This window comes from Parapedobacter soli, assembly GCF_025460835.1.
Classification (GTDB): domain Bacteria; phylum Bacteroidota; class Bacteroidia; order Sphingobacteriales; family Sphingobacteriaceae; genus Parapedobacter; species Parapedobacter soli.
Genome location: NZ_JAMXAY010000030.1, coordinates 26,523 through 52,341 on the forward strand (window position 1 = coordinate 26,523; position 25,819 = coordinate 52,341).

General features: G+C 51.6%; 16 protein-coding genes. 3 read left to right on the forward strand and 13 right to left on the reverse strand.

Annotated features, from left to right (window positions below):
• Positions 1–2: 2 nt before the first annotated feature.
• From bglX to NGM62_RS13490, 10 genes are all read right to left on the reverse strand, one after another.
• Complete coding sequence (gene bglX / locus NGM62_RS13445) at positions 3–2,306, reverse strand: beta-glucosidase BglX (protein ID WP_315975870.1); 2,304 nt, start codon at positions 2,304–2,306, stop codon at positions 3–5.
• A gap of 9 nt (positions 2,307–2,315) precedes the next feature.
• Positions 2,316–4,037, reverse strand: a complete 1,722-nt coding sequence (locus NGM62_RS13450) for a family 43 glycosylhydrolase (protein WP_262248679.1) — start codon at positions 4,035–4,037, stop codon at positions 2,316–2,318.
• A gap of 23 nt (positions 4,038–4,060) precedes the next feature.
• Entirely contained in the window at positions 4,061–5,554 is a 1,494-nt protein-coding gene (locus NGM62_RS13455) for a sulfatase family protein (protein WP_262248680.1), read from the reverse strand.
• A gap of 17 nt (positions 5,555–5,571) precedes the next feature.
• Positions 5,572–6,927: a glucoamylase family protein gene (locus NGM62_RS13460; RefSeq protein ID WP_262248681.1), complete on the reverse strand. Its 1,356-nt coding sequence runs from the start codon at positions 6,925–6,927 to the stop codon at positions 5,572–5,574.
• A 14-nt stretch (positions 6,928–6,941) separates the two neighbouring features.
• The gene (locus NGM62_RS13465; RefSeq protein WP_262248683.1) at positions 6,942–8,930 is read right to left on the reverse strand and encodes a glucoamylase family protein; all 1,989 of its coding nucleotides are present in this window, start codon (positions 8,928–8,930) and stop codon (positions 6,942–6,944) included.
• Positions 8,931–8,937: 7 nt separating this feature from the next.
• Positions 8,938–10,014 carry a LamG domain-containing protein gene (locus tag NGM62_RS13470; protein ID WP_262248685.1) on the reverse strand — a complete coding sequence of 359 codons (1,077 nt, stop codon included), beginning with the start codon at positions 10,012–10,014 and terminating at the stop codon, positions 8,938–8,940.
• Between the two features lie 30 nt (positions 10,015–10,044).
• Positions 10,045–11,580, reverse strand: coding sequence for a RagB/SusD family nutrient uptake outer membrane protein (locus NGM62_RS13475; RefSeq protein ID WP_262248686.1), 1,536 nt, complete (start codon positions 11,578–11,580; stop codon positions 10,045–10,047).
• A 23-nt stretch (positions 11,581–11,603) separates the two neighbouring features.
• Positions 11,604–14,645 (reverse strand): SusC/RagA family TonB-linked outer membrane protein, encoded by a 3,042-nt coding sequence (locus tag NGM62_RS13480; RefSeq protein WP_262248687.1) that lies wholly within the window; start codon positions 14,643–14,645, stop codon positions 11,604–11,606.
• 538 nt (positions 14,646–15,183) lie between these two features.
• On the reverse strand, positions 15,184–17,301 hold the full coding sequence (locus NGM62_RS13485) for a carboxy terminal-processing peptidase (protein WP_262248688.1): 2,118 nt from the start codon (positions 17,299–17,301) through the stop codon (positions 15,184–15,186).
• A gap of 133 nt (positions 17,302–17,434) precedes the next feature.
• Positions 17,435–18,571 (reverse strand): tetratricopeptide repeat protein, encoded by a 1,137-nt coding sequence (locus NGM62_RS13490; protein ID WP_262248690.1) that lies wholly within the window; start codon positions 18,569–18,571, stop codon positions 17,435–17,437.
• An 89-nt stretch (positions 18,572–18,660) separates the two neighbouring features.
• Here NGM62_RS13490 and NGM62_RS13495 point away from each other — a divergent pair, with 89 nt between their 5' ends.
• Positions 18,661–19,941 carry a replication-associated recombination protein A gene (locus NGM62_RS13495; RefSeq protein WP_262248691.1) on the forward strand — a complete coding sequence of 427 codons (1,281 nt, stop codon included), beginning with the start codon at positions 18,661–18,663 and terminating at the stop codon, positions 19,939–19,941.
• On the opposite strand, the gene NGM62_RS13500 is transcribed toward NGM62_RS13495, so the two are convergent.
• From NGM62_RS13500 to NGM62_RS13510, 3 genes are read right to left on the reverse strand one after another with little or no spacing between them, the layout of a single operon-like run.
• Positions 19,906–20,763, reverse strand: coding sequence for a glutamate--tRNA ligase family protein (locus NGM62_RS13500; RefSeq protein WP_262248692.1), 858 nt, complete (start codon positions 20,761–20,763; stop codon positions 19,906–19,908). The genes NGM62_RS13495 and NGM62_RS13500 overlap by 36 nt on opposite strands.
• Positions 20,764–20,781: 18 nt before the next feature.
• Positions 20,782–21,654 (reverse strand): alpha/beta hydrolase, encoded by an 873-nt coding sequence (locus tag NGM62_RS13505; protein WP_262248693.1) that lies wholly within the window; start codon positions 21,652–21,654, stop codon positions 20,782–20,784.
• Positions 21,655–21,706: 52 nt separating this feature from the next.
• Positions 21,707–22,918: an alanine dehydrogenase gene (locus NGM62_RS13510; RefSeq protein WP_262248695.1), complete on the reverse strand. Its 1,212-nt coding sequence runs from the start codon at positions 22,916–22,918 to the stop codon at positions 21,707–21,709.
• Between the two features lie 202 nt (positions 22,919–23,120).
• Between NGM62_RS13510 and NGM62_RS13515 the strand changes: the two genes are divergently transcribed.
• Positions 23,121–25,052, forward strand: a complete 1,932-nt coding sequence (locus NGM62_RS13515) for a polysaccharide biosynthesis protein (protein ID WP_262248697.1) — start codon at positions 23,121–23,123, stop codon at positions 25,050–25,052.
• Positions 25,053–25,124: 72 nt separating this feature from the next.
• Positions 25,125–25,808, forward strand: coding sequence for a tetratricopeptide repeat protein (locus NGM62_RS13520; protein ID WP_262248698.1), 684 nt, complete (start codon positions 25,125–25,127; stop codon positions 25,806–25,808).
• The last annotated feature ends 11 nt before the right edge of the window (positions 25,809–25,819 follow it).

Sequence of the window (25,819 nt, forward strand, 5' to 3'; positions counted from 1 at the left end):
CATCAGTCGACCAGCACGAACCGACCGCCCTGCACATCGCGCGAATTTGTGCCGACAAACACGGCAAATTCGCCGGGCTCGGCCACATAATCTAAATCGGCGTCGTAGAACTTGAGGTCTTCAGCTGTCAGCTCGAAGGTCACGTGCTGTGATTGGCCGGGGTCTAGCCATATCTTTCGGAAGCCCTTGAGTTCCTTGACGGGGCGCGTAACTGACCCTACCACATCCTGGACATAGAGCTGCACCACCTCTTCGCCGCCGCAGTCGCCCACGTTGCGAACGTCCACGCTTATCTCCAGTTTGCCTCCCGCCACTAAGGTATCGGCACTCAGCATAACCTCACTATAGGCAAAGGTGGTGTAGCTCAGGCCATAGCCAAAGGGGTAAAGCGGCTCATTCGCTACGTCTAGGTAGTTGGAGCGGAATTTTTGGAACCATTGTCCTTCGGCAAGTGGTCGCCCTGTATTCTTATGGTTGTAGTAAAGCGGTATCTGACCCACATTTTGTGGGAATGTTGCCGGTAGCTTGCCCGACGGATTGACGTCGCCAAACAGCACATCGGCCACGGCTTTGCCCGTTTCGGTACCCCCAAACCATACGTTGAGTATGGCAGGCACATGCTCGTTTTCCCAACTCAGCGTTAGCGGTCTGCCGGTGAACAGTACCAGCACCACGGGCTTACCCGTCTTCAGTAGTTCGGCCAGCAGACGTTGCTGGATATCGGGGATACCTATGTCTGTGCGGCTCGATGATTCGCCGCTCATCTCGGAGCTTTCGCCCAGTGCCGCAACAATCACATCAGCCTGCTGCGCGGTGGCCACCGCCTCGGCTAGGATTTCGGCCTCCGCCCGGTCATCACGTGGGATGGTACGGCCAAACATCGTGGCCCGCTCTTGGTATGCCGCATCTTCCAGCAGGTTAGACCCATGGTGGCACACCAGTTTCACCTCGTTGCCCAAAACTGCCCGCATCCCTTCCAGCAAGGAGGGGGTGTGCTCCAGATCGGCACTTACACTCCACGTACCGGGCATATTACTCCCCGTATTGGCAAGCGGGCCGATTAAGGCTACGGTACCTGTTTTCTTCAGCGGCAGCAATTGGCTCTCATTTTTCAGGAGTACAAACGATTTCCCTGCGGTTTCGCGTGCCTTGGCCAAGTGAGTGGGATTGAGAATGGCCTGCTCGGCCCTTTCGTCGTTACAATAACGGAACGGATCATCAAAAAGACCCAGTTTATATTTGGCTTCCAATATCCTCCGGCAGGCGAGGTTGATGTCCGCCTCGCTCACCTTGCCCTCATCCAGTGATTTCTTCAGCGTACTGAGGAACCCCTCACCTACCATATCCATATCCACGCCTGCTTTGAGCGACCGTGCCGACACTTCCTGCAAATCACCCAAGCCGTGGTCTATCAACTCGTTGATAGCTGTGTAGTCTGTTACCACAAAACCGTCGAAGCCCCATTGGCTACGAAGTACATCGGTCATGAGCCATCTGTTGGCCGTAGCAGGTACGCCATTGATGTCGTTGAAGGAGGTCATCACACTCCCGGCGCCGGCATCGATGGCGGCTTTATAGGGTGGTAAGTATTCATTATACATCCGGTGCAGGCTCATGTCGGTGGTGTTATAGTCGCGCCCTGCCTCGGCTGCGCCATATAGCGCAAAGTGTTTCACACAGGCCATGAGCGTATTATATGCTGCCAAATCGTCGCCCTGATAGCCATGCACCATGGCCTCGGCGATCCGAGCGGTTAGGTAAGTATCTTCACCTGATCCTTCAGATATACGGCCCCAACGGGGGTCTCTTGAAATGTCGACCATGGGCGAAAACGTCCAGTTCAGCCCATCGGCGGAAGCTTCCACGGCTGCTATCCGTGCCGACTCTTCGATTAACCTGAGATCCCACGTAGCCGCCAGCCCCAACGGGATGGGAAATATGGTCTTATAGCCGTGGATAACGTCTAAGCCAAAGATAAGCGGTATCTTCAGGCGTGATTGGGTAACAGCCAGCTCCTGGGCGGCACGGATGCGTGCCACGCTGGTCATACTGAAGATACCGCCGATATTTCCAGCTTTGATCTTACCTTCCACATCGGTACTTACCACGGCCCCGGTGGTCGCCTCACCAGCGGTAACCAAGTTGAGCTGACCGATTTTCTCTTCGATGGTCATCTGTTGCATCAGTCCATCGATAAAACGATCCATTTTGGCTTTGCCCTGTCCGTATACTTGCTGGCTTACTGGACCTGTCAATAGGAATGCACCCAAAATGAGCACGTACCATACTACATTCACTTTTCCCATAATTGTTGTTTATTCGGCCTTTGTGACCGTTGTGCGCTCGGATATCCCGTTTTCATTAAATGCTTCGACCGTGAAGAAATATTCTTGGTCCACATTAAGCCCCCTAAGCTCTAGCTCGCACTGGTCGTATACCAGCCATGAGCTGTACAGCTTATCGGGCGCAATACCCCACCGCACATTGAAACCCTGTGTATTGCCGGGATCGGACCATGTGAGCAACGCCTCTCTCCGATCGGCGCCGCGTCTTATTTCAAGGTTATCTACCGATGTGGGCACATCACCTTCACCCACGCCGAACACCCTTATTTCCGAAATGGAAAGGTAAGGTGTCGGCACCTGGATGTTGCGGTACCGGATATAGCGGACCCGCTCGGGCGCACCCAATTCGACGTAATCATTGGGCACCTCCCGATAGTTCTGGCTCCTATCAACCAAAATGCGCCAATCTTTGCCATCCAACGATCCTTCAATCAGGTAACGGTGGTACAGTCCACCGGGTTTACCATACAGATCAGACTTGTAGTCGTTATAGTTCACTTGGAAGGCATGGACTGTCCCGGTGTTTTCGAGGTCTATTTCGAGCCATTGCTGGCTGTCGTTTTGCTCGGCCACCCAAAACGTTTTGATATGTTCGTCGGTGATGCTGGCCGCCGGATGATCACGGATGTATGACGAGGCTTTCACGGGCTTGCGGTACGAGAGCAGCATCCAGCCGGTGAACTCGCCCATCTTTCCGGGTACATCCGGCGCATAGTGGGGGTAGTCGCCATAGGCGGTATTCGAATACATCAACCCATCCGCATCGAAGTAGGTCGGGAACATACCTATACGCCGTTCCCAGCCTATGTTCACGTCGACAGCCATGGTAGCAAAATGCCAATGGATGTTGGCGGGCCCTTTTACGGTGCTCCCGTGCCCTGCCCCGTTGATGAATCCACCCGGCTTGTAGCAAAATGGATTGTTGGGCGCATATTCATACGGCCCTAACGGCGTGCTGCCGACATATACCCCATCGCCATAAACATTGAACTCCGTACCTGGAGCCGCATATTGCAGGTAATACTTGCCGCCGTGCTTCACCATGGACGGCCCTTCGATATAGCCCCGCAGTACCGTATCGCTGTGGTTTTCGCCAAATCGCTCCCAGCCATGTTTTTCGCCGTCGAGGTTGAACAGTTCGATGGTACCCGAAGAAGGAATGAAACGGTTGGTGCGGTCGAGTGTCTTCACCCGGATGGGGAACTTGTTGGAGGAACCCCAAAACATATAAGCTTGGCCGTCGTCATCGATAAAAAGATCCGGATCCTGCAAATCGGCCAGCACGGAGGGCACCGCCTTCCAATCGCCTTTCTTCGGGTTATCGGTATAGAGGATAGCCATCGATCCTGAGGGATTTCCCGTAACGTATAGCACGGAGTCTTTGTAGTTGTGTGCGGTAGGTGCGTTTGACCCTTCAAAATACCATTTCTCGGGGCGGACGAAGGACCACGTATGGAGGTCTGGCGAATGCCAATAGCCCATAGACCGGGTGACGAACATATAGTATTCGCCCCGGAACCCCACCACAGTGGGGTCGGCACCCGAGCGGTACGATAGGCTGTCAAACCGTGTGGCATAGGCATAATCCAGGTTGAGTGGATTGCAGTAGGTCTGCTGCCGGAGCGCCTGACCATAGCTTTCAAGTGCTATTAACGTCAATAGGATGAGTATAATTTCTTTGGAATGTCTCATCCTACGAATTTTTTCCGGGAGCGTCAATAGGTGCCCCGATAAAGGTGATCGATGCGTTTCTGGTAAATTTTCTTGAGCGGTATCTGCAACCCATCGGTAGACTCCAGCCAGTCCCACAGTTCCCGTTTAAGCTGGCCCGCAACGTCTTGCGACTCAGGGTCGCGGATGAGATTGTTCATTTCATGCGGATCTGTTTGCAAGTCGTACAGCTCGTTGGTATCCCATAGCCCGTGGTTGAAGATGTATTTATAACGGTCTGTCCGAATGGCGAACACGGTGGGGGTTTGCGGAAAGGCCCATTCCCAATAGTATTCGTAGAAAACTCGATCGCGCCACCCGGCGATGGGTTTACCCTCCAATAGGGGCAGGAACGAATGGCCTTGCATCTGAGCCGGGGTGCCAATCCCCGCTATATCCAAGATTGTCGGTCCGATATCCACATTCATTACCATCTGCTTCACCTGGGTATTCGGCTCTATCAGGCCGGGTGCCCACGCTAGCAACGGTACGCGCATGGAGGCCTCATAAGCATTTCGCTTATCGATAAGCCCTTGCTCACCGAACAAAAAACCATTATCACCCATGTAGAAGACCAATGTATTTTCAGCTAGTCCGTGCTGTTCGAGCCAAGCGAGAACAGAGCCGATGCTTTCGTCCACGCTGCGCAGAGTTTCGCAGTACTGGCGGTAAAAATCGGCAAATGCAATCTGCCCATCGTACATATGGTCTACCCCATGCCAGCTGTACCGCTGTTTACGCACCCAATCGGGGATGCCATCGAGGTTGACGGGGCCGTCGTACGGTGTTTCGACACCCACATGCATGCTGCTATCGGTAGCGGTGAGGTACATGGATGGCGGACAAATGATGGGCATGTCTTGGTAGGTGCCCCGGTGCCGCTCTGCCGGATTGAACTCGGCATGCACCCCTTTGTGCGAGAGGTAGAGAAAAAAGGGCTGGCCGCCTTCGAGCGTATTCAGCCAGTCGATCGCGTAATCGGTGAGTAGGTCGGTGGTATAGCTGCCTTCGGGCTGTTTGACCTCCATGCCGTTGATATTGAAAGTAGGCGAGTAATACACCCCCTGGTCGCGGAAGCTCACCCATTGGTCGAAACCCGGCTGCGGGCTGCCGTCCATATTCCCCATATGCCACTTGCCGAAGAAGCCCGTTTTATAGCCTTCGGCCTGCATGTATTGGGGAAAAAACGTAAGCCCCTCGGGTAAGGGAGCACTGTTATCCACGATGGTATGCGTGTGGGCATACTGCCCGGTAAGGATGGAAGCGCGGCTGGGCGAACACAGCGCAGTGGATACAAAGGCATTCTGCAGGTGTGCACCCTCCCTGGCCATTCGGTCCATAAACGGTGTTTCCAATCCAGGCACCTTGTTCATAAAGCCCATGAAATCAAATCGGTGATCATCGCTTAAGATGAACACCACGTTATAGGGCTTATCGGGTGCCTGGGCGAATGCGCCCAGGCACCAGTAGCATGCTACCAAAAAACAGATCGTTCTCATCTTACTCGTCAATAAATCTACATTTTCGGGCTTTCAAATCCGAGTTTTCTTAATCCTTCCTGAATTTCCGGTGCTGCCATAAACAATTCCCAAAGCAGCCCGGTGTGGTAATTCTCGATCATCACCGGAATGGGCCCTTGATCTATGGCCAAGTAGCGCTGCGGATACCAGTTTTCCGTTTCGCTATACGCATCGTAGAAACCATATTTCCCCCACATTTTATCGCCTAGCTGTTCATACAGGTAACGCATCATCGCTATACTTTGTTCGGGTGTATAGGGAATTGACGACAGCGCTGCCGTTGGCGAAATTACACCCCGGTCGTTGTCAGGGTTGTGCGCCGAATAGCCGTCTACGGAATAGCTGGCGGTAAATCCCCACCCGCCATCGGGCGGTCCATACCCCTTGTATCCCATTGGGTTTTCCACAGCATAGTCGTACTGGACGAGGGCATGGTTGCGGTTCAGCACCCAATAATCCGCATACCGGTCTTTCAGGCCACGTGGGTCTAAACCGAGGTACGAATAATGCGACCAGAACAGGGGTCCTACGCCGTTGCTATCCGGCACGTTGTGCTTGAGGATAAGTGGGTGGCCATAACGCTCGGCATCGGTGGTGATGGCACCTCCACGTGCCCACCCTTGGTGGTACACTTCGGCAGGCACGCCGTGCGTCGGCGATGAGGCTGCCAGCACATAGGTAATGAGGCACTCATCATACCCCCGAATGGGGTGGTTGGCGGCCCACCCGGCGGTAGGGCTCCAGTGCCAATAAAGCACATCCTGCCCCCCTTGGCGGTACCAATCCCATTCAATGCTTTTCCAGAGGGCGTCCGCGCGTGCAGCCAATTGCTTCTCTTGTTCATTGCCCTGCTGGAAGTATTCCCTAATGCATATCAATGCTTGTGCCATGAACGCGGTTTCTACCAGATCACCACCATTATCGTTCTTACTAAACGGCTTGGCCTTACCCGTGGGGCCATCCAGCCAATGCGGCCATGCCCCGTGGAAACGGTCAGCTTTTCCCAGGTAATCAATCACCTGCTCAAAACGGTCCACGCCGGCTTGCCGCGTTATGAATCCGCGTTCAATACCGACGATGATTGCCATCAGCCCAAAACCACTGCCTCCAATGGTGACGACCTGCTGATCATTCTGCGGGTACTCGCCATCGATGTGGATACGTTCGCGCGCTAACCCCGATATAGGTTCCGCGCCATCCCAGAAATATTGGAAAGTCTGCCGTTGGACGAGCGTCATCAGGGAGTCGTCCGACAGCGTGGCTCCATCGTCGCCGGCAGCCTTTTGCGACGCGCCTGTGCATCCGGTTACGGCCACTAGGGCTATCAGTATGATATTTATTATTTTACTCATGATTTGTTTTAACATTATAATTTCGGACTGTCGAAGCCCAGTTTACGCAATGCGGCCTGCACCTCGGGCGCGCTCATGAAGAGGTCCCAAAGGAGGCCGGTACGGTAGTTTTCAATCATCGCAATAATTGGCCCCTGATCAATCGCTAGGTACGAGCCGGCTACCCACTGCTCGGTAAGGTTAAAGGCATCGTAAAACCCATACGTACCCCAAAGGCGGTCGCCCAACGTATAATAGAAAAACTTCAATGCGGCCATTGACTCTTCCGGGGTATACGGGAATGCCGACAGGGCAGCCGACGGGGTGATCACGCCTAGGTCATTAGTGGGTGAATGTGCCGAGTAACCATCGTGGTTATCACTGGCGGTAAGTCCCCAACCCCCGGCTGACGGGCCGTAGCCTACATACATACGCGGATTGCGCATGCAATAACGGTAGTTGATCAAGGTGTGGTTCATGTTTTGAATCCAATAGTCGGCGTAATCATCGCTCAGTCCACGGGGGTCGATACCCAAAAATGAATACTGGCTGAAAAAGAGGGGGCCGCCCGATGGTGGACCGAGTGGTAGTTCCACTCCTTCGTATGTCCCGCCATTTTGCATAGCGCCATCCCGCGCCCAGCCGCTGTGGTATACGTCTGCGTCAATACTATGCGTAGGTGAGGCTGCCGCCAGCACATAGGTAATGAGGCTTTCGTTCCATCCCCGTATCGGCAGGTTCATGGCCCACTCCTTGTCCGGCGACCAATGCCAATAGAGCACATCCTGGCCATCGCGCCGGTACCAATCCCACTCTACGGACTTCCATAGGTCGTCGATGCGATCGATAAGCTGCTTTTCGGCTGGCGTGCCGGCTGAAAGATACTGTCGCATGGCAATCAGCCCTTGCATCAATAGCGCTGTTTCTACCAGGTCGCCGCCATTATCGTTGGTACTGAAGGGTATGGCTGCACCTGTGCTGCCATTGATCCAATGTGACCACGCTCCGTGGAACCGATCGGCCGTCTCTAAAAACGACAGTATCGTTGCCAGCCGGGTTAGCCCCTCGTCCCTCGTAATGAAACCGCGCTCTATACCCACGATAAGTGCCATCACACCAAACCCGGAGCCACCACTGGTGACGAGATCACCTGACGTGTTGCGTTCGCGCGCCATCCCGCTAGCGGGATGCGCGAAGTCCCAGAAGTACTTGAACGTTTGCCGTTGCACCAAGGTGAGCAGCTCTTCGTCTGATATAACAGGGAATTTCGGCTCGGGGGCCGCCGTGGTGTATATGGTTTTTTCCAATCCTTTGAACCTTTCCCCCCCTGCACCAACCAATGCATCCGAAATCTGCAATTCGTATTTCGTGAAGTCAAGCAGCGGTGTGTTGCTGGTTATACTTAGCGATTGGCCATCGGTGGCAAGCGCCACGTTGAGGGCAACCGCACCGGCGGCGCCCACCAAAGCAACGGCCTGTTGTGCTGTAGCGGCATCCAACGGACCTGAAAAGCGGATGGTTATCCCCAAATCAAGCGGCACATCGAATAAGATGGTCGATTGGCCGGCGGGCTCACCTTGTATTTCGATGGCGGTAACCGCCAAGTTGTCCATCACTGTCTTAAACCGTACCTTGTATGCTTGGCCACCACTACCGTCACTACCTTTCAACTGCTCGGAAACATCGATTGTGTACACCGTATTGCTTAACAAAGGACCAGCGGGATGCACCACCACGGTAGCTCCATTTGAAAGGAAGCTCAAATTTATTGGCGTTGTTCCGCCATCATGTGAGAGCGTAATCGCTGTATTGGCCAAAGAGGTGTTCACGGGCCCCGAGAACTCCAGGGTGATGCTCCGGTCAGTAGGCAAATCGGACACTACACTATCGAATGTCAGTTCCACGTCGCCAATCATCACACGTTGCAGCGCAAGCATGCCGATACGGTCCTTTTTACATTGTACCACCAACAAGGCGAGGCATAATGAACATATAATCCGTATCGGCATTCCTGCGTTTACCATCCTATCGCTAGTTATCTTCAAAAATGGTTTTCACTTCTTCTTGGGTCAGTGACTTATCGAAAATCCGCAGTTCGTCGATGAGACTCAGGTCGGATAAGTGATTCCATTCGGTAAAGTTGGGTGCTCCGGAACCGATGGTCAACCCATCGCAATCTGCCCAGCTGATACCGGGATAGGTACCTTGGCTTACTACATTTCCATTAATATATACTGCACATTGGTCGCCGGCGATGGTAAACGCCACATGTACCCAATCACTGGTCGCATCGATATCCGCTGCAGCCCCGCCATCAAACCAATTATCTGCTGTACCGTTACCCACGTTCAACTTGATACGCTGCTTCCCGCCCGCATTTTCCCGGAATAACCGGAAACCGCTCGTCCGATTGTTATTCGTAGGTCCCGGTGGGCTTATGGTCAGGATACCCGCCCGGTCGGGGGTTGCATTAACTTTGTACCAAAACGACGCACTGAATTCGTTGTTGATCACATCGGCAGCGGGCAACGAAATATAGCTGCCCGTAGTGTTGGCGTAGGCACGGCCCGATTTGCCTGCTGCGAAGCCGGGGTTACCGACTTTGGTGGCTGTGATATTTTCCAGCAAATCGAGGTATATATCCCCCTCGAACGGCATGTAAAAAATCTCACCGTCATACTTTGCCTGGTATATGTTACTGATTTCAAATGCGAAACTCTTCGTTGTCGATTTCCCAGACACATCGGTAGCCGTCACGTCGACCGTATAATCGCCAACGGGCAGGGTCTCGCTAAGATGCGAGGCTGCAATACGCCGGTAATCTTTGAAATCAGTCAACGTTTCCAACGTAGTTCCATTGAGCGCCAGGGTTACCGAGGCAATCTCGATATCGTCTGTTACCTCAAACTCAAAGTTCACCTGCGTCGACTCATCCGTAAACGGGATCAGCAGTGTTGCGTTAGTCGGATAGCCGATAGTTACCTGCGGCGGCGCCTCATCCGCCCCTGGTTGTACAGCCGTAATATCATCGATATAGCCATCTTGGCATGCAGTGGTAGCAACAACTGCCACTACAGCTACAGCCAACATTTTATAGATCTTTTTCATCTCCATATTTCATTTAAATCCCTAACTGGTTTACTGATTCTGGTCCCTCAACTGGGGTAAAATGTCTTGTTGCTGCAATGGGTAGGGGTAAAACCTATCCGTAGCCGCGTCATACGTACGTCCGCCGTATGAGAGTTCGGCCGTACGGCCGTTCCGTACGAGGTCATAAAATCGGATACCCCATTCGCCGGCAAATTCGGCAAGCTTCTCGTCTAGCACTTGGTCTAGCGTAACGCTGCTGAGTGGGCCAAGCCCTACGCGGCCACGTACTTCGTTCACCGCGGCATCGGCCGTCATCGCCGAACTCGTAGCTCCATTCACCAATGCCTCTGCGTGTATCAGCAACACCTCCGCGTAGCGTATGCAGGTGAAATTTTTGTTTTCACCGTAAGCGGTACGGCCTTGGGTAAGCATGGTTGACGGCCAATAATGTTTACCACTGTAGAACTTGGTCCTCACGCTGTTGTTGAACTGATCGCCGTCGGCCGTCACATTTGATATCCAGCTTGGCGCACCGGGATAGGCATTGCGTAACTCAGTGATGCCGTCGGGGGTAAATATCACGGTGGCTTCCAACCGCTCGCGCTCGCCGCGGTCGAGCATGAATTGGATATATTTCATGCTGGGTTCCCAGAAGCCCCATCCACCGCTTGATCCGCTACGGGCGGGGGTCCAGCTTGTAGGGCCGAAGAAATCCCACAGGTATTTATTTGACGTACCGGTAGGGGTGCCGTAATCTGAATATTGCAGCTCCAGCAGGTTTTCGTTATTGAGTTTGCCCTGCAGCTTGAACAGGTGGTAGAAATCGGGCTCCAGACTAAACAATCCACTGCTGATGATCTGCCCAGTTGCTTCGGCCACCGCCGGGTAATTTTTCAATTCGAGGTTGGCCAATGCTTTCACCGCATACGCCGTATAGCGGGTGATGCCTCCGGGTATGTCCGTCCGCTGGTTAGGGCGCACGGTTGGCAGCAGCGGGATTGCCTCATCCATCAGTGCAGAAACGTGCTGCATCACCTGTTCGAAACTCGACAGCTCGGCGTTGAACAGCTGGCTGGGCTGTGAGGTGGTAGGAATTAATATACTGCCCCACATACGTGCCAGTTGGAGGAATTCAAACCCTTGCATCACTTTGATTTCGGCGATGTATTGCTGTGCGGTACCCTGGTTTGCACCTGCTTCCTGGTATTTCTGGATCTCTTCAATGGCTCCCTGCCAGTAGATCAGATCGCTATAAAGGCTTGTCCATGCATTATTCAAAGCCCAGAAGTTACGGTCGTACCTGAAGCTGTCTGCTTCTGCAAACAGTGGTTGGTCGCCCCGACCACCGATATCGATATCGTCACCCCGTACACTGATGGTTGGGTAAACCTCCCACCCCATATCATACAATTGGTTGTATGCGCCATATAGCATCAACACCATATTCTGGGTTTGCGTATAATCGGTCCCTTCAGCAATCTGCTGGTTTTCCAACGGTTCATCCAATAAACCGCTACACGATGTGCCTAGCAATAGTCCAATGGAAACCATTGCCACAAATTGGATATTTCGTATCGCTTTCATAATAATCTCTTCTCCTTAATGGTTTAAAGTTTAATTGTTACGCCCAAGGTATAGATGGCCGGTATCGGATATACCTCGCGATCCACGCCGCTGGCCACCTCTGGATTGAATCCATTGTATTTGAATACGGTAAGGGGGCGGTCGGCAGTTAGCGTAACCCTCGTTTCGGGCCACGTTACACCGTTGATTTCCCTACCCAGGAATGAATAAGAAAGGCGGACGTTCTGCAACCTGAAATACGACCCAGGTTCTACGAAATAGCTGCTCATCACCTGGTTCCACGACCTACGGAGCCCAGACGCCGATGGGTAATTCTTCGGGGAGCCCCCTTCTTCGGTCCAGAAGTTGGTGGCCAGGTCGGCATCGATGTTGGTATCGTTGGTAAAAATCATTTCACCGCGTTTTCTATTGAGGATGTGGTATCCGGTTTGCCCTTGCAGCAACGCTGCAAATTCCAGCTTCTTATAGCGGAACCCAAGATTGGCACCCCAGGTGAAATCGGGCAGGTACGAGCCCAATATTACGCGGTCTTGGTCGTCGATGAGGCCGTCGCCGTTTTGGTCTTTGAAGATCAGGTCACCGGGTACGAGGCTCTTTTCTGCTGCGAAATCTGCATTATACGTGCTTTGGATTTGCTGGTCGGTATCGAATACACCCGTTACCTCATAGCCGTAAAATGCCTGGTACGGCTGGCCTATGATGGAACGCTGGCGGAACTCTGCTGAGCCGGCATTCAGGCCGTCGGCACCACCCAACCCCAATACTTTGTTCTTGAGCGTGGCGATGTTTCCACCAATGTTATAGGAGAAATCTTCCGACAGGTGATCGCGCCAATTGAGGTTGAGCTCCAGCCCCTGGTTCCGGATTTCACCTACACTGCGGCGCTCGGCCGACGCGAATACCGGTGGCACGATGGTAACCGCTAGGTTTCTCGTATCGCGGATGAAATAGTCGGCTTCCAACGACAAACGGCTGTTGAGGAACTGTGCATCCACTCCGAAGTTTTTCTCTACCGTGGTTTCCCATTGCGTAATGAGGTCGAACGTTGGGTTAAGGCGTCTACCGATAACCCGGGTACCGTCAATGGCGCCGTTGTTTTCCTGCAATGTAGGCAGTCCGACCGACGGGCTGATGGCGTCGTTGCCCAACTGCCCCCATGATGCACGGAACTTCAGGAAATCGATACCGGGAACATCAAAAAATTCTTCTTGTGAGAGCACCCACCCGGCGCCCACCGTGGCGAAATTACCCCACGTCTTCTGGAACTTATTGTTCCCATCGCGCCTGAAAGTGGTATACAGCAGGTAGCGATCATCGTAATTGTAAGCCGCACGGCCGAAAAACGAGAGGAACTGCAGGTTAGCATTCAAGGTGCCCCCGTCCGCGTCCCCAATGTTATTTAAATCAAAGTCGGTCGCATTCGTCAGGTACCAATATTGTTCGGCCGCCCGCGACGGTGCAGGGCTGATGGCCGTACCCCGTGCGAACAGCAGTTCGCTGTATTCGCTGCGGTAGGATTGACCCAACACCACGTTCAGGTTGTGTTTACCGAAATCATCATCGTACGTCACGAAGTTATCCCACACTTGATCGTAGTCCGATGTATTCTGCCTTCGGATAGCCGATTGATGCTGCGTTACACCATCGTGGTATTCGAAGTCCACACGCCGTGTATTTACGAAGCTCAGCCCGTAGTTATACTGTGTTCGGAACTTCAACTTCTGTTCCCACAAGGCCACCTCGGCGTGGAAGTTACCCGCCAGTTTAGCCACATGGTTGCGGTTATCGATGTATTCCAGTGGGAAGAATGGATTCTGGACACCCCGATATCCAAGCTTTTGCGCGTTGGCATATTTCACGGGCGACGCATCGGTGTTGTCTTCATCATAGACCGGTAAAATCGGTACGGAAAAATACGCCCGGAACCAAGCGGTATTTTCACCGTTGTATTGGCGGGCCGTGCTGACGTTAAAATTACCACCTACGTTTAACCAATCTTTCACCTTGCTATCCACTTTTACACGGAAATTCAACCGCCGGTAATCGTTGCGTTGCAAATCCAGCAGTCCTTCCTGATTGAAATAGCTGGCACCGATAGAATAACGGGTGCTTTCACCGCCGCCACTGAAGGAAAGGTTGTGGTTTTGGATTGGAGCGGGAGTCATGATCTCGTTGTACCAATCCGTATTGACATTCGGCAGATTAGGATCCAGCCGGCTGCGGCCATACCGCTGCATCGCGTTCGCTATCAAACTAATGTCGGCTTGGCTCCCTGTTGCGTTGATGTACCGCACGAATTGCTGGGTATTTGCCATCTTCAACACATTCTGTGGATTCTGTATGCCATAGTAAGCATCGTAGACAATCTCTCCCGGTTTGTTGTATGCACCTGATTTTGTTTCGATAAGTACCACACCGTTGCCCGCCCGCACACCGTAAATGGCCGACGCCGACGCATCTTTCAACACCGATATCGTTGCAATGTCGTTGGGATTCAAGAAGTCGATGTTATCGAAAAACATTCCGTCTACCACATACAGTGGGGCTGAGTTCCCTTCAAATGACCCGATCCCCCGCAGCCGGACCGTCGGAGAGGCACCCGGAGCCCCGTTGCTCACGATTTGGACACCGGCCACGCGCCCTTGCAATGACTGCATGGCCTGCGCATTAGGCGTCTTCGCAATGTCGTCGGCCCTTATTGTAGCAACAGCTGTGGTAAGGTCACGCTGCCGTTGGGTACCATACCCAATCACTACGACCTCTTCCAACTCTGTCCCTTCACCTTCCAGTACCACATCGATGCTTGTTTGGTTAGCAATGGGTACCTCTTGCATGGCGTACCCCAATGAGCGGAAGACTAAGGTATCTGCTGCATTCGCATCGATGGTATAATTACCCGTCGCGTTGGTCTGTGTGGCCGTCACCGCGCCTTTCACCATTACGGTAACACCGGGTATCCCGCCCGCCGTCAATGCATCAGTTACCCGGCCGCTTACCCTGTGTTGTGCCTCCGCAAAAGCGGGAAGCATACACAGCAAAAAGAAGCATGTAAATAAATTCCTCATGTTGTCTCAGATTAGTTGGTTTATCAATCTTTCTTTTAATTCACGCCCCACCCTACTTGTGGGATTGACTAGCTTTTCTTAACCATACAGCTGTATTCGCCATATTGTTTTACAAAATTGTGATGTATAGTGAGAGGCACCAAATAAAAGGCTTGCACATCCCTACATCATGAACAGAAAAACTTCTCAACCCTATTGCTATTAATCTAATAAAACACTGATAATAAACAACTTAAAGCTACACACAGGCTGCTCAAAATAGTCTCAAGTGTGTACAACATACACTCTTCAGGATGAGAGGTAATGATGTAGTAAGTTCGATAAATCGGGAAGTACTTGGATAGTTTTTAACGAAGCCATGACGGCGGCTATCTCATCTGGAATACACAGGACTCTCTCGGACCCGCTTCGGAGCCACGTCTATACGTATACTATACTCGTATTAGCCGTTACACACTGAGGTATGTCCGAGACCAATACGAGTATAGTATAAGTATTATAATCCGAGTTCCCGAAGCCGAGTTCGAAGGTCGCCTTGTTACTTCTTCGCTAGCGACACGTAATCGGCCATCACAGCGAGGCTTTCTTCTTGGATAAAATCCAACCCTTCGTCGACGCTCGTAGCTGCGCCGCCCAATGGCATATTGATATTCATCTCTTGGAGGGCATCCGTACGGCTTTTCCGTTTCAACCGGCTCTCTTCGCGCTCCTTCCGGAGTTTTTCCTCCATCAGGCTAACGCTCGTTTCGGTTTCCTGCTTCTTCATGGTTTCGATATCTTCAAGCAGAAATCCATAGGCGGGAGAGTTGTCCATACGGTGTTGATGCTTCATAGCCAATTGCCCGACTACCGAACTTAAGTCGGCAACCGGTGCAAAGTCGGTGGCTGAGATCTGATCCCAAGGCAATGCGGAGGGCTCCGAACTTTCCCCATACTTATCGGCAGCATACATCGACGGGAATTCGATATCCGGTTCCACCCCTTTATGCTGGGTACTGCTGCCCGTAATGCGGTAGAACTTAGCCAGTGTAATGTTGATCTGGCCGAACTGCGGTGCTCCGGTCGGTAACCCATCGGCATCATTCGATCGTGCTTTGAGCAGCAGGCGGTCTGTGGGGCTGATTACACGCCCCATATCGATGGCTGATTGCACCGTGCCCTTACCGTAAGACTGGGAGCCTAAAATAATCCCCCGTCCATAATCCTGTATGGCGGCAGCAAATATTTCGGAGGCAGAGGCGCTAAACCTATTGATAATAACGCCTAACGGCCCATCCCAAGCCACCCCTTCCTCACGGTCGCTATTCACTTCGATGCGGTCGCGTGTGTCGCGCACCTGCACCACCGGCCCTTTATCGATAAACAACCCCGTCAGCTCAATCGATTCCTGTAACGAGCCGCCACCGTTGAACCTCAGATCCATCACCACCGCATCCACATTGTCTTGCTTAAGCGAATCCAGCAGCAGGCGCACATCGCGGGTTGTACTTTTATAGTTGGGATCGTTCTTACGGTACGCTTCAAAATCGATATAGAATTTCGGGAGGCTGATGATACCCACCCGATAGGTTTTCCCGTCTTCTCCTACCACTTCCTTGATTTCACGCTTGGCGGACTCGTCTTCAATCACCACGCGGTCTCGGGTAAGCGATACGATTTTCGGTTCGGCGGTAAGCTCCTGCCCTGCCGGAATCACTTTCAAGCGTACGATGGTGCCCTTGGGTCCTTTAATTTTAGTAACGGCGTGGTCCAGCTTCCAGCCGATGATATCTTCGAATTCACCGTCGGCGCCTTGGGCTACACCAATAATACGGTCATCGATCTGCAATGCTTTCTCCCGGTATACCGGCCCGCCAACAATGACGTCGGCCACTCTCACTACTTCGTTCTCGATGGTCAGCCGGGCGCCGATGCCTTCGAAGGTATTGGCCATTTCCTCGTTGAACCGCTGTGCGAAATATGGGTTAAAGTAACTGGTATGTGGGTCGATGGCGTCAGTAAGTGCTGCCATGATAATCTGGAAGGCCTCATTATTATCGGTCTTTTTGGCCATTGAAATCAGGTTTTGATATCGGCTTGTCAGCGTTTCTTTCTGTTTGGCCGCCGTTGAGTCGCTACCATCGCCACTGATGCGCAGGTTGAGCAGGTCGTATTTAACCCGCTTGCGCCATTGCTCATCTGCTTCGGCCTCCGAAGCAAACCAATTTGCTCCTTCCCGGTTGTAGACATACACCTCATCGACCGTAAAGTCGTGCGGTTCTCCCACTTGGCCAAGCGCATAATCCAACCGATCGAGATACCGTTCCAGATACACGTTAAATATATGATATGCCGCGCTCAGGTCGCCATCACGGAAGTCTTGTGCGAGCGTATTGCGGTACTGCTCAAACTCATCGATATCCGATTGCATCAGGTAGTTCTTCCCTTGGTCCACCGCTTTGATCAGGTTATCGAAGACGATGGAGGAAATGGAATCGTTGAATGGGACTTTCTTGTAGCTCACCGATTCAAATAACCCTACGACATCTTTTGCAATCACGGCATGCTGAGCCGTGGGTTGCAATGCCCCGACCTCTGCATCGAGATTGACTCTCGGTTTAGACCCGCATGCCGCTATGGCAACTACAAATAAAGCAAAAAAAACTTTCTTCAACATATTCTCCATACTGGTAATTCTATCCCTTTATCCCGATTGCGACAAGCCACAATCCAGCGTTATTCAAGTTGCTAAATGTAATTAAAAATCCGATTATCTTTATTAGCTATTTGTCATCTGTTCAGGCCAGTGATTAATTGTCGACCGGCGCCACCCCTTTGAACAACATGTTTTTCAGTATGTCGTATTGATTCAGCGCAAGCGCCGCACCATCGTAATCACCTGCCTCGTGGTATAGGTTGCCCAGTGCATCTTGGATGGCGAGCTGCATGCCTATTCGATGGTCTTTCTTGGCGAGGTCACTAGCCACCTTGTATTCCTCAATGGCTACCCGCGGATTGCCTGCATACTTCTTTGTTTCGGCAAGATTGAAAATAATTTCCGGCAGTTGGTCGCTGATTCCTTCCCGGTCGACAATCGTTTTTGCTTGCACTAAAAACCACTGTGCTTCGGGGTACTTCTGTTGGAGCGTGTAGATGGTTGCCAAGGTGCTGTATGCCGAAGCCCGGCCGGCTTCATCCCGTAACCGGCGGAACAGCGGTACCACCTTCCGGATGATATCACGCTCAGCTTCGTCCCACCCGCCCCGCTTCGCTTTAATCAGGGCCAGCTCCATCAGTGCATTTGCCTGATCGCGATTATTATGGTTCTTAACGGCTTGTTCATACAGTTGCTGCCGGAGTGCATAGGCCTTATCCAATTGCCCGAGGTACTCGTAGGTTACGGCAAGGTTTTGGGTAATGGTCTCCCAATCAGACTGATTACCCACCGCCTTTTTGGCTTGCACGGCCTTCTCGAAAAACTCCACCGCAAAGTCCAGTGTCCCGATTGCGACATACTCCATAGCCAGTCTGTTTTGGACGTCGGCCAGTGCATTGAGGTTATGGCTGGCAACATTATATACTACCGCCATCAGCAACTTGCCTTCCACACTGGATGTCTGCGACTCGCGGATAGGCACATACTTTTCGGCCACGTCGCCATTCCCGGTCATCTCCAACCGGTGGTAATATTGCATTCGTTTTACATATTCCTCTACCAATGCAGAGTCTATTTCTTTCTCCGCATACCGGTCGTCCAACAATTCTGCACTTGTTTTGGGTGGTGGGAGAAAATAAACCTTGGGTCCGATCCCCGAAAAAGTACTGTCATATTTGGTTATGACGCCGGAAAAGTCAATGTTTTCCTGACCGAAGCCACTCATTAAACCACCCCATAGCAAGAGGCAAAAGCACCCTGAAAATCGCCATAGTGGCTGTTTCACCTTCATATATTATTCCAATCAGCGCACCAAGATACAAAAATTGTTCCTGAATTGTTCGCTGCGTATTATAATTCCCATTACTTTTGCTAAGAATCATGGTAACGAAAATCCCATTAGCAGAACGCATGCGCCCCACGACAATTATCGATTACGTGGGGCAGCAGCACATCATCGGTGAAGGAGCCGTATTATACCGGGCCATCCATCAACAAAACATCCCCTCTATGATTTTATGGGGGCCGCCAGGGGTGGGTAAGACTACCCTTGCCTCGATTATTTCCAAGCAGCTGAACCGTCCTTTTTTTAGCTTGAGTGCTATCAACTCAGGTGTGAAAGACGTGCGCGAAGTTATAGAGAAAGCCACCCAACTACGTGATTTCCAACAGGAGCTACCTATTCTCTTCATCGACGAAATCCACCGCTTTTCGAAGTCGCAACAGGACTCACTCCTAGGTGCCGTGGAGCGCGGGCTGGTAACGCTGATTGGGGCCACCACTGAAAACCCATCGTTTGAGGTTATTTCCGCCCTACTTTCACGCTGCCAGGTGTATGTGTTAAAACACCTTAGTGAGGATGAATTGATCAGTATCATCGATAAGGCCCTGAAAGAAGATGAGCACTTACGAGACTTGCCCGTCACCGTGAAGGAGCACGGTGCACTGCTCCGCCTCTCGGGCGGCGATGCCCGCAAGCTATTGAACGTGCTCGAGTTGGTGGTCAATGCTGGGGGCGGAGAACCCCTGGAGATCACCAATGATTTCGTGCTTAAACAGGTACAGCAGAATATGGCTCGCTATGACAAAACGGGCGAACAACATTACGACATCATATCTGCTTTCATCAAGTCGATCCGCGGCAGCGACCCGAACGCCGCGGTATACTGGCTGGCGCGCATGATAGAGGGCGGCGAAGACCCCTCGTTTATTGCCCGCCGGCTGCTCATCCTTGCTTCGGAAGACATCGGCAATGCAAATCCCAATGCACTATTGCTGGCCAACAACTGCTTTCAGGCCGTAAATGTGATCGGCTGGCCCGAATCGCGGATCATCCTTTCCCAAACTGTCACGTACCTGGCCTCATCCGCCAAAAGCAACGCAGCCTACGAGGCAATCAATAAAGCGCAGGCACTGGTGCGGCAAACGGGCGACCTGCCGGTACCTCTGCCGATACGGAACGCGCCCACCAAATTGATGAAACAACTGGAATATGGGAAGGACTATCAGTATGCCCATGCGTACGAGGGCAATTTTGTTGATCAGGAGTTCATGCCCGATGACCTAGCCGGCACAAAGCTCTATGACCCCGGTAAAAACCCCGCTGAAGAGAAGCTACGGGAAAAGCTACGGTTTAACTGGAAGGATAAATACGGATATTAAAGGTATCAAATCTTCCCACCCGGAAATCGGCGTGGGCAAACCCGCCATTTTGCCGATCTCGCGGTAGATGGCTGACTTGGAACTCCCTGCACTACGCAGGGAACGGATGGCTGTGGCCCCGGCCGATTTGGATAACTTCTCACCGTTGGCGGCTTGCAACAATTTGTGATGCACCACGGTAGCATCGCCGAACCGGCGGTGGCCTAACGTCTGGGCCAAAAATAACTGCGCAGCGGTTGAGTCGTGTAAATCCTGCCCCCGCACAATGAGGTCGACACCGAAATGCACGTCGTCTATCAACGATGTCAATTGGTATGCCGGCATACCGTCTTTCTTTCTTACAATGAAGTAATGCATGCTCGGCGGCAGGTCCGCTTCGTCGGTATCGATACGCCAACAATAGCCGTTGCCATCCAATGGTAAGCCGCGATGCTTGCACCTTCCGGTATAAACACCGACCGGATGGTTGTGCTGCAACGTGGTCCGTGAACAATCACATGCGAAGACCTTACCCTGCGCACGCAGCTGTCGCAACGCCGCTTGATACAGCCCTAGCCTATGAACCTGCGAATAGGTTGCCCGATACGCATCATAATCCATAGGACCTTCGTCCCAAGGTATCCCGAGGTATGCCAGCGTATCGAACACATCGGCAACGTATGCGGGCCGCACACGCGGTTGGTCGAGATCGTCGATGCGCAACAGGGTCTTAGCCCCGGATTGCCGGGCCAGTACGGCGGTGATTGCGAAAGAAAGCGCATTACCCAAGTGTAGGTAGCCGCTCGGGGTTGGAGCAATACGGGTACGTACAGACTGCTGCATAACGTACGAAAGCAGGAATCAATGTTTGGTTAGCCAACTCAAAAAGTGGTCGAACCACTTATCTTGCGTGGTTTTATTATTGAGGCCAAATCCGTGCCCACCTTCGGGGTACGTGATAAGTTCAGCGTCGATGCCGTGCTGCTTGAGCGCCGCTGCATAAGCTTCACTGTTGGCGATAGGCACTGCGGTATCATCTTCGGCATGGACCAAGAAAGCCGGCGGCGTGTCTGCCGTAACCTGCAATTCGTTTGAAAACCGGTTTATATCGTCTACACTCGGATCACTGCCCAGCAAGTTTGTTCTCGATCCGCCATGGGTCATCTCCTTTTTTAAGCTGATTACGGGATATACCAGCAGGGAAAAGTCAGGGCGCAACGACGTGTGTTTTGGATTGGCGATAACTGGATCTTTATAATGGGTTGATAGCGTGGCTGCCAGGTGCCCCCCGGCGGAAAACCCCGCAATCCCGATCTCGTTCTGGGAAATACCCCACTCAGGAGCTTTCTCACGCACCAGTTGGATGGCCCGCTGGGCATCCTGGAGCGGCCCGATGCGTTTATCCTGCATGATTTCGTCTTTCGGCAGCCTATATTTCAACACGAAGGCGCTGATACCATTCGCGGCAAGCAGTTTGGCCACATCGTGTCCCTCGTGGGTGATGGCCAATATGGCGTAGCCGCCACCGGGGCAAATAACGACCGCCTTTCCGGTATTTGCAACCCCCTCCGGCGGAAAGTATGCTGTCAACGTAGGAATAGTGACGCCGGTAACACGGGTAATGCCGTTGTCATCGGTGGTTTGCACCTCTTCCAGTGGAAATGGTTTGCTATTGGGCACTTCCGTGCCGTACAGTGCTATCTCTTCCTGACTACTAGCTGTCAATGTGCCCATCGTTAACATGGCTACACAACAAATACCTTTTAAATATTGCATTAGCTTTCATTTAGTGGTTGGATACGACCAGCAGGTCCAGATCTTTGGGCGTCAAGTTAAACTTGTGCGCCATGTCCTTGTTCGTAAGATGCCCTTGATATAAGTAAATGGCTGTCCGCACGCCAGGGCGGGCCCAAATGAGGTTCATGATACCTCCCATCTCTCCGATATCTATCAGTATGGGCGTGAAGATATTGGTGAGTGCGTACGTTGCGGTACGTGCCACGCGCGATGCGATATTGGGCACACAGTAGTGGATCACATCGTATTTACGGAATATCGGCGACTCGTGGTTGGTGATTTCGGATGTCTCGAAACACCCACCCTGGTCGATACTGACGTCAATCAATACCGAATTGGGTTTCATCCGCGATACGGTCTCTTCACTGATGATGCATGGGCTACGACCATGGGTTGCGCGGATGGCACCAATCACCACATCGCAGCCGATTACTGCTTTACGGAGTACTATCGGTTGGATTACCGAAGTAAATACACGGCTTCCCACATTGTTTTGCAAGCGGCGCAAGCGATAAACCGAGCTGTCGAACACCTTCACCTGTGCTCCCAATGCAATGGCTGTACGTGCCGCAAACTCACCCACGGTACCTGCGCCAATAATCACCATCTCTGTCGGCGGCACTCCTGTTACTCCGCCCAGCATCAGCCCCTTCCCATCGAACACATTGCTCAGGTATTCCGCAGCGATAAGCACAGAGGTGGCTCCGACGATTTCGCTCATGGCTCGCACCACCGTCAATGTATTCCCCTCATCGCGCAGATATTCATAAGAAAGTGCCGTTACCTTCTTTTTCATAAGGGCCTGCAGCAGTTCGATGCTCATCAACGATGGCTGCTGCGACGAGAGTAGGACCTGCCCCGTCTGCATCATTGTCACTTCTTCAAGCGTGGGCGGGGATATCTTAATGATGATATCCGCTTTGTATACTTCGGCCTTATCATGCACGATACATGCACCCTGTTCGCTGTAATGGTGGTCTAGGAAATTAGCGGCATCGCCGGCCCCACTTTCCAAAACGACCTCGTGTCCGTATTCTACAAGCAGTGCAACGGAAAGCGGTGTCAACGGAACGCGGTTTTCCTGGAAACTGATTTCTTTGGGTATGCCTATGTAAAGGCTGTTCTTTTTCTTCCCTGTCTCAAGCAACGCTTCCTGCGGCTGCAGCAATGCTTGACGCGCCAACTTCGATAGCTCATTCATGATGCGCTCACTTTATCAAACAATTAGGGTTCATCGTGCGAAAATAATCAAACTTTTAATAAAATCGGTGCTGGCCGGCTCAACTTGCTTGACTAGAACCATTTAAAATATAATTAATCTTGTTTAGTAATAGAAAATACCTATATTTGAAACGCATTTACAATATGGTGACATAAGTAATGCTGCATGTTAACCCCACTGGATGTTTGATAGATTCAATATCGTCCCCCGCTGGATTATCTTCACGCTAGACTTGGGCTGCAGTGCGATAGCTCTATTCTGTGCTTATCTATTATTAAACCGCTTCGCCTACGAAGCCATTAACTCCACTGATTTCAGCAGAAAGTTGCTCGTGGTACTCGCGGTAAGTGCGCTCGTTTTTTATTGGTTGAAAATGTATGCCGGCATTGTGCGGTATACCAGCGCGCTTGATTCGGTACGCATTCTCTCATCCGTATCGCTGAGCATTGCTGGCTTATTCCTGATCAATACCGTGCTGATTGCAATCAACCGGCCGCCGCTGATGTCGAATAGCCTGCTCATTGCCTATGGCTTGATGAGTTTTCTGTTGTTGATTACCTACCGCTCTACGGTAAAATTGTTTTTCCTTTATATCAAGAACCTCAAATCTACGCGGAAGCGGACCGTAATATATGGTGCGGGCGATTTAGGCATTGCTGCCAAACGGACACTTGACCACGATCATCACGCGGAAAACGTGGTTATCGGTTTTATCGACGACAATCTGCAAAAGGTCGGCAAAATCATCGACGGCATACATATTTACCACACTGACTATTTCGAGCAGCTTATTATTCAGGGTAAGGTGGATGAGCTTATCATTTCCACCCACAACATCCCGGTGGAGAAGAAAGCAAACATCGTTGACCTCTGCTTGGAGCGCAACATCAATGTACTGACGATGCCTCCGGTACACCGGCTGATCAACGGCGAGCTAACCGCGAACCAGATACAGAAATTGCGTATCGAAGATTTGCTTGAGCGTGAGCCCATCAGAATCAACAACCAGTCTATCCAACAGCAGCTTACCGGCAAGCGGATATTGGTGACGGGAGCGGCGGGGTCCATTGGTAGTGAAATAGCAAGGCAACTGGGTAAATACAATCCCCAGATGATTATCCTCAACGATCAAGCAGAAACCCCGTTGCACGAATTGCAGATGGAGCTAGAAGACCTGCAGAAAAACCAAGTATATCATGCGTTCATCGGAGATATCCGCGACGAGGACCGAATGCTAGCGCTTTTCAAGACCTTCAAGCCCCATTATGTTTACCACGCGGCCGCATACAAGCATGTACCCATGATGGAGAACCACCCGGTAGAAGCGGTCAGGACCAATATTATGGGTACCCGTTTACTTGCGCGTTTGGCGGTAACCTACGGAGTGGAAAACTTCGTCATGATATCTACGGACAAAGCGGTCAACCCTACGAATGTGATGGGTGCATCCAAGCGCATTGCTGAAATCTATGTTCAAACATATTTCAACCATCTCTCGCAGCGGCGCACACTCTTCAATGGTGATGCTCAAGGTCCGCAAACCCGGTTTATCACTACGCGATTTGGGAATGTACTGGGCTCCAACGGTTCGGTGATACCCCGGTTTAAGGCCCAGATTGAAAGAGGAGGACCCGTTACGGTTACCCACCCGGAAATCACTAGGTATTTCATGACTATCCCCGAGGCGTGCCAATTGGTACTGGAGGCAGGCTCTATGGGCAAAGGCGGGGAGATTTACGTGTTCGACATGGGCAAGTCGGTGAAGATAGTGGAGTTGGCAACGAAAATGATCAAACTATCCGGGCTCATACCTAATAAGGACATTTCCATAGAGTACTCCGGGTTGCGGCCGGGCGAGAAATTATACGAGGAACTACTCAACGACTTGGAAAATACTTTACCCACCCACCATCATAAAATCATGGTTGCTAAAGTACGGGAATATGACTTCGAACAGGTGGAAGCACAGGTCAGCACGTTGATTAACATAACCAAAAACCAGAACGAGCGGGAGATTGTATTGAAAATGAAAGAGCTAGTCCCTGAATTCAAAAGCAACAATTCCGTTTATGAAGAACTCGACCAAAAACATAAAAATGGGATCAACGTTTGACGTACCCATGTAAAAAGCACTTGGATATAAGTTGTAAAAGTGTATTTTTGCAGTCCGAATTCAGAAACAGAAATGTCAAACAATCAAAAACATAAGGCGAAGGTATCAACCGGCGCCAAGCGTACAACAAACAGCAGTTTTATTCTGGAAAACCAAAAGAGTTTGGTATTCATCGTTGGTGGCATAGTCGTATTGGTATTGCTTTACATTGGCTACCAACGCTTTTACCTCGCACCACGTGCCGAAACGGCCGCCAATCAGCTTTTCAAGGCAGAAACGTATGCTACTATCGATACCCTGCAGCAACGCGCCATTGATGGCGATGGATCTTATCCGGGCTTCAAGGAAATAGCTGCCGAATACGAAAACACCAAATCGGCCAATATCGCTAACGCGTATCTGGGCGGCCTATACCTCCGCCAAGGCAACTACCAAGAAGCTATTGAAGCGCTTGAAAAATACACCAATACAGGCAGTGTTATACTCGATCCACTGGTTATCGGCCTTTTGGGCGATGCGTACTCCGAGCTCAAAGACTATAAAAAAGCGGCCTCTTACTATAAAAAAGCAGCCGATAAAAATACGAATGCGTTCACATCCCCCCTACTGCTGAAGAAGTTGGGCTTGGTATACGAAGCGCAGAACGATTTCGAAAACGCAGTATCGGCTTACAAGCGTATCCAATCTGACTTCCCCGAAAGCCACGAAGCCACTTCTATCGAAAGTTACATAGCAAGGGCGGCGGCGCAGCTGTAACCTTTATTTTA

Bases quoted from the DNA above. Each gene is read 5' to 3' on its own strand.
- NGM62_RS13455 (WP_262248680.1), bottom strand. From the start codon at position 5,554: ATGAGAACGATCTGTTTTTTGGTAGCATGCTACTGGTGCCTGGGCGCA.
- NGM62_RS13485 (WP_262248688.1), bottom strand. From the start codon at position 17,301: ATGTTGAAGAAAGTTTTTTTTGCTTTATTTGTAGTTGCCATAGCGGCA.
- NGM62_RS13480 (WP_262248687.1), bottom strand. From the start codon at position 14,645: ATGAGGAATTTATTTACATGCTTCTTTTTGCTGTGTATGCTTCCCGCT.
- NGM62_RS13515 (WP_262248697.1), top strand. From the start codon at position 23,121: ATGTTTGATAGATTCAATATCGTCCCCCGCTGGATTATCTTCACGCTA.
- NGM62_RS13505 (WP_262248693.1), bottom strand. From the start codon at position 21,654: ATGGGCACATTGACAGCTAGTAGTCAGGAAGAGATAGCACTGTACGGC.
- bglX (WP_315975870.1), bottom strand. From the start codon at position 2,306: ATGGGAAAAGTGAATGTAGTATGGTACGTGCTCATTTTGGGTGCATTC.
- NGM62_RS13495 (WP_262248691.1), top strand. From the start codon at position 18,661: ATGGTAACGAAAATCCCATTAGCAGAACGCATGCGCCCCACGACAATT.
- NGM62_RS13460 (WP_262248681.1), bottom strand. From the start codon at position 6,927: ATGAGTAAAATAATAAATATCATACTGATAGCCCTAGTGGCCGTAACC.
- NGM62_RS13475 (WP_262248686.1), bottom strand. From the start codon at position 11,580: ATGAAAGCGATACGAAATATCCAATTTGTGGCAATGGTTTCCATTGGA.
- NGM62_RS13470 (WP_262248685.1), bottom strand. From the start codon at position 10,014: ATGAAAAAGATCTATAAAATGTTGGCTGTAGCTGTAGTGGCAGTTGTT.
- NGM62_RS13520 (WP_262248698.1), top strand. From the start codon at position 25,125: ATGTCAAACAATCAAAAACATAAGGCGAAGGTATCAACCGGCGCCAAG.
- NGM62_RS13490 (WP_262248690.1), bottom strand. From the start codon at position 18,571: ATGAAGGTGAAACAGCCACTATGGCGATTTTCAGGGTGCTTTTGCCTC.
- NGM62_RS13450 (WP_262248679.1), bottom strand. From the start codon at position 4,037: ATGAGACATTCCAAAGAAATTATACTCATCCTATTGACGTTAATAGCA.
- NGM62_RS13465 (WP_262248683.1), bottom strand. From the start codon at position 8,930: ATGGTAAACGCAGGAATGCCGATACGGATTATATGTTCATTATGCCTC.
- NGM62_RS13500 (WP_262248692.1), bottom strand. From the start codon at position 20,763: ATGCAGCAGTCTGTACGTACCCGTATTGCTCCAACCCCGAGCGGCTAC.
- NGM62_RS13510 (WP_262248695.1), bottom strand. From the start codon at position 22,918: ATGAATGAGCTATCGAAGTTGGCGCGTCAAGCATTGCTGCAGCCGCAG.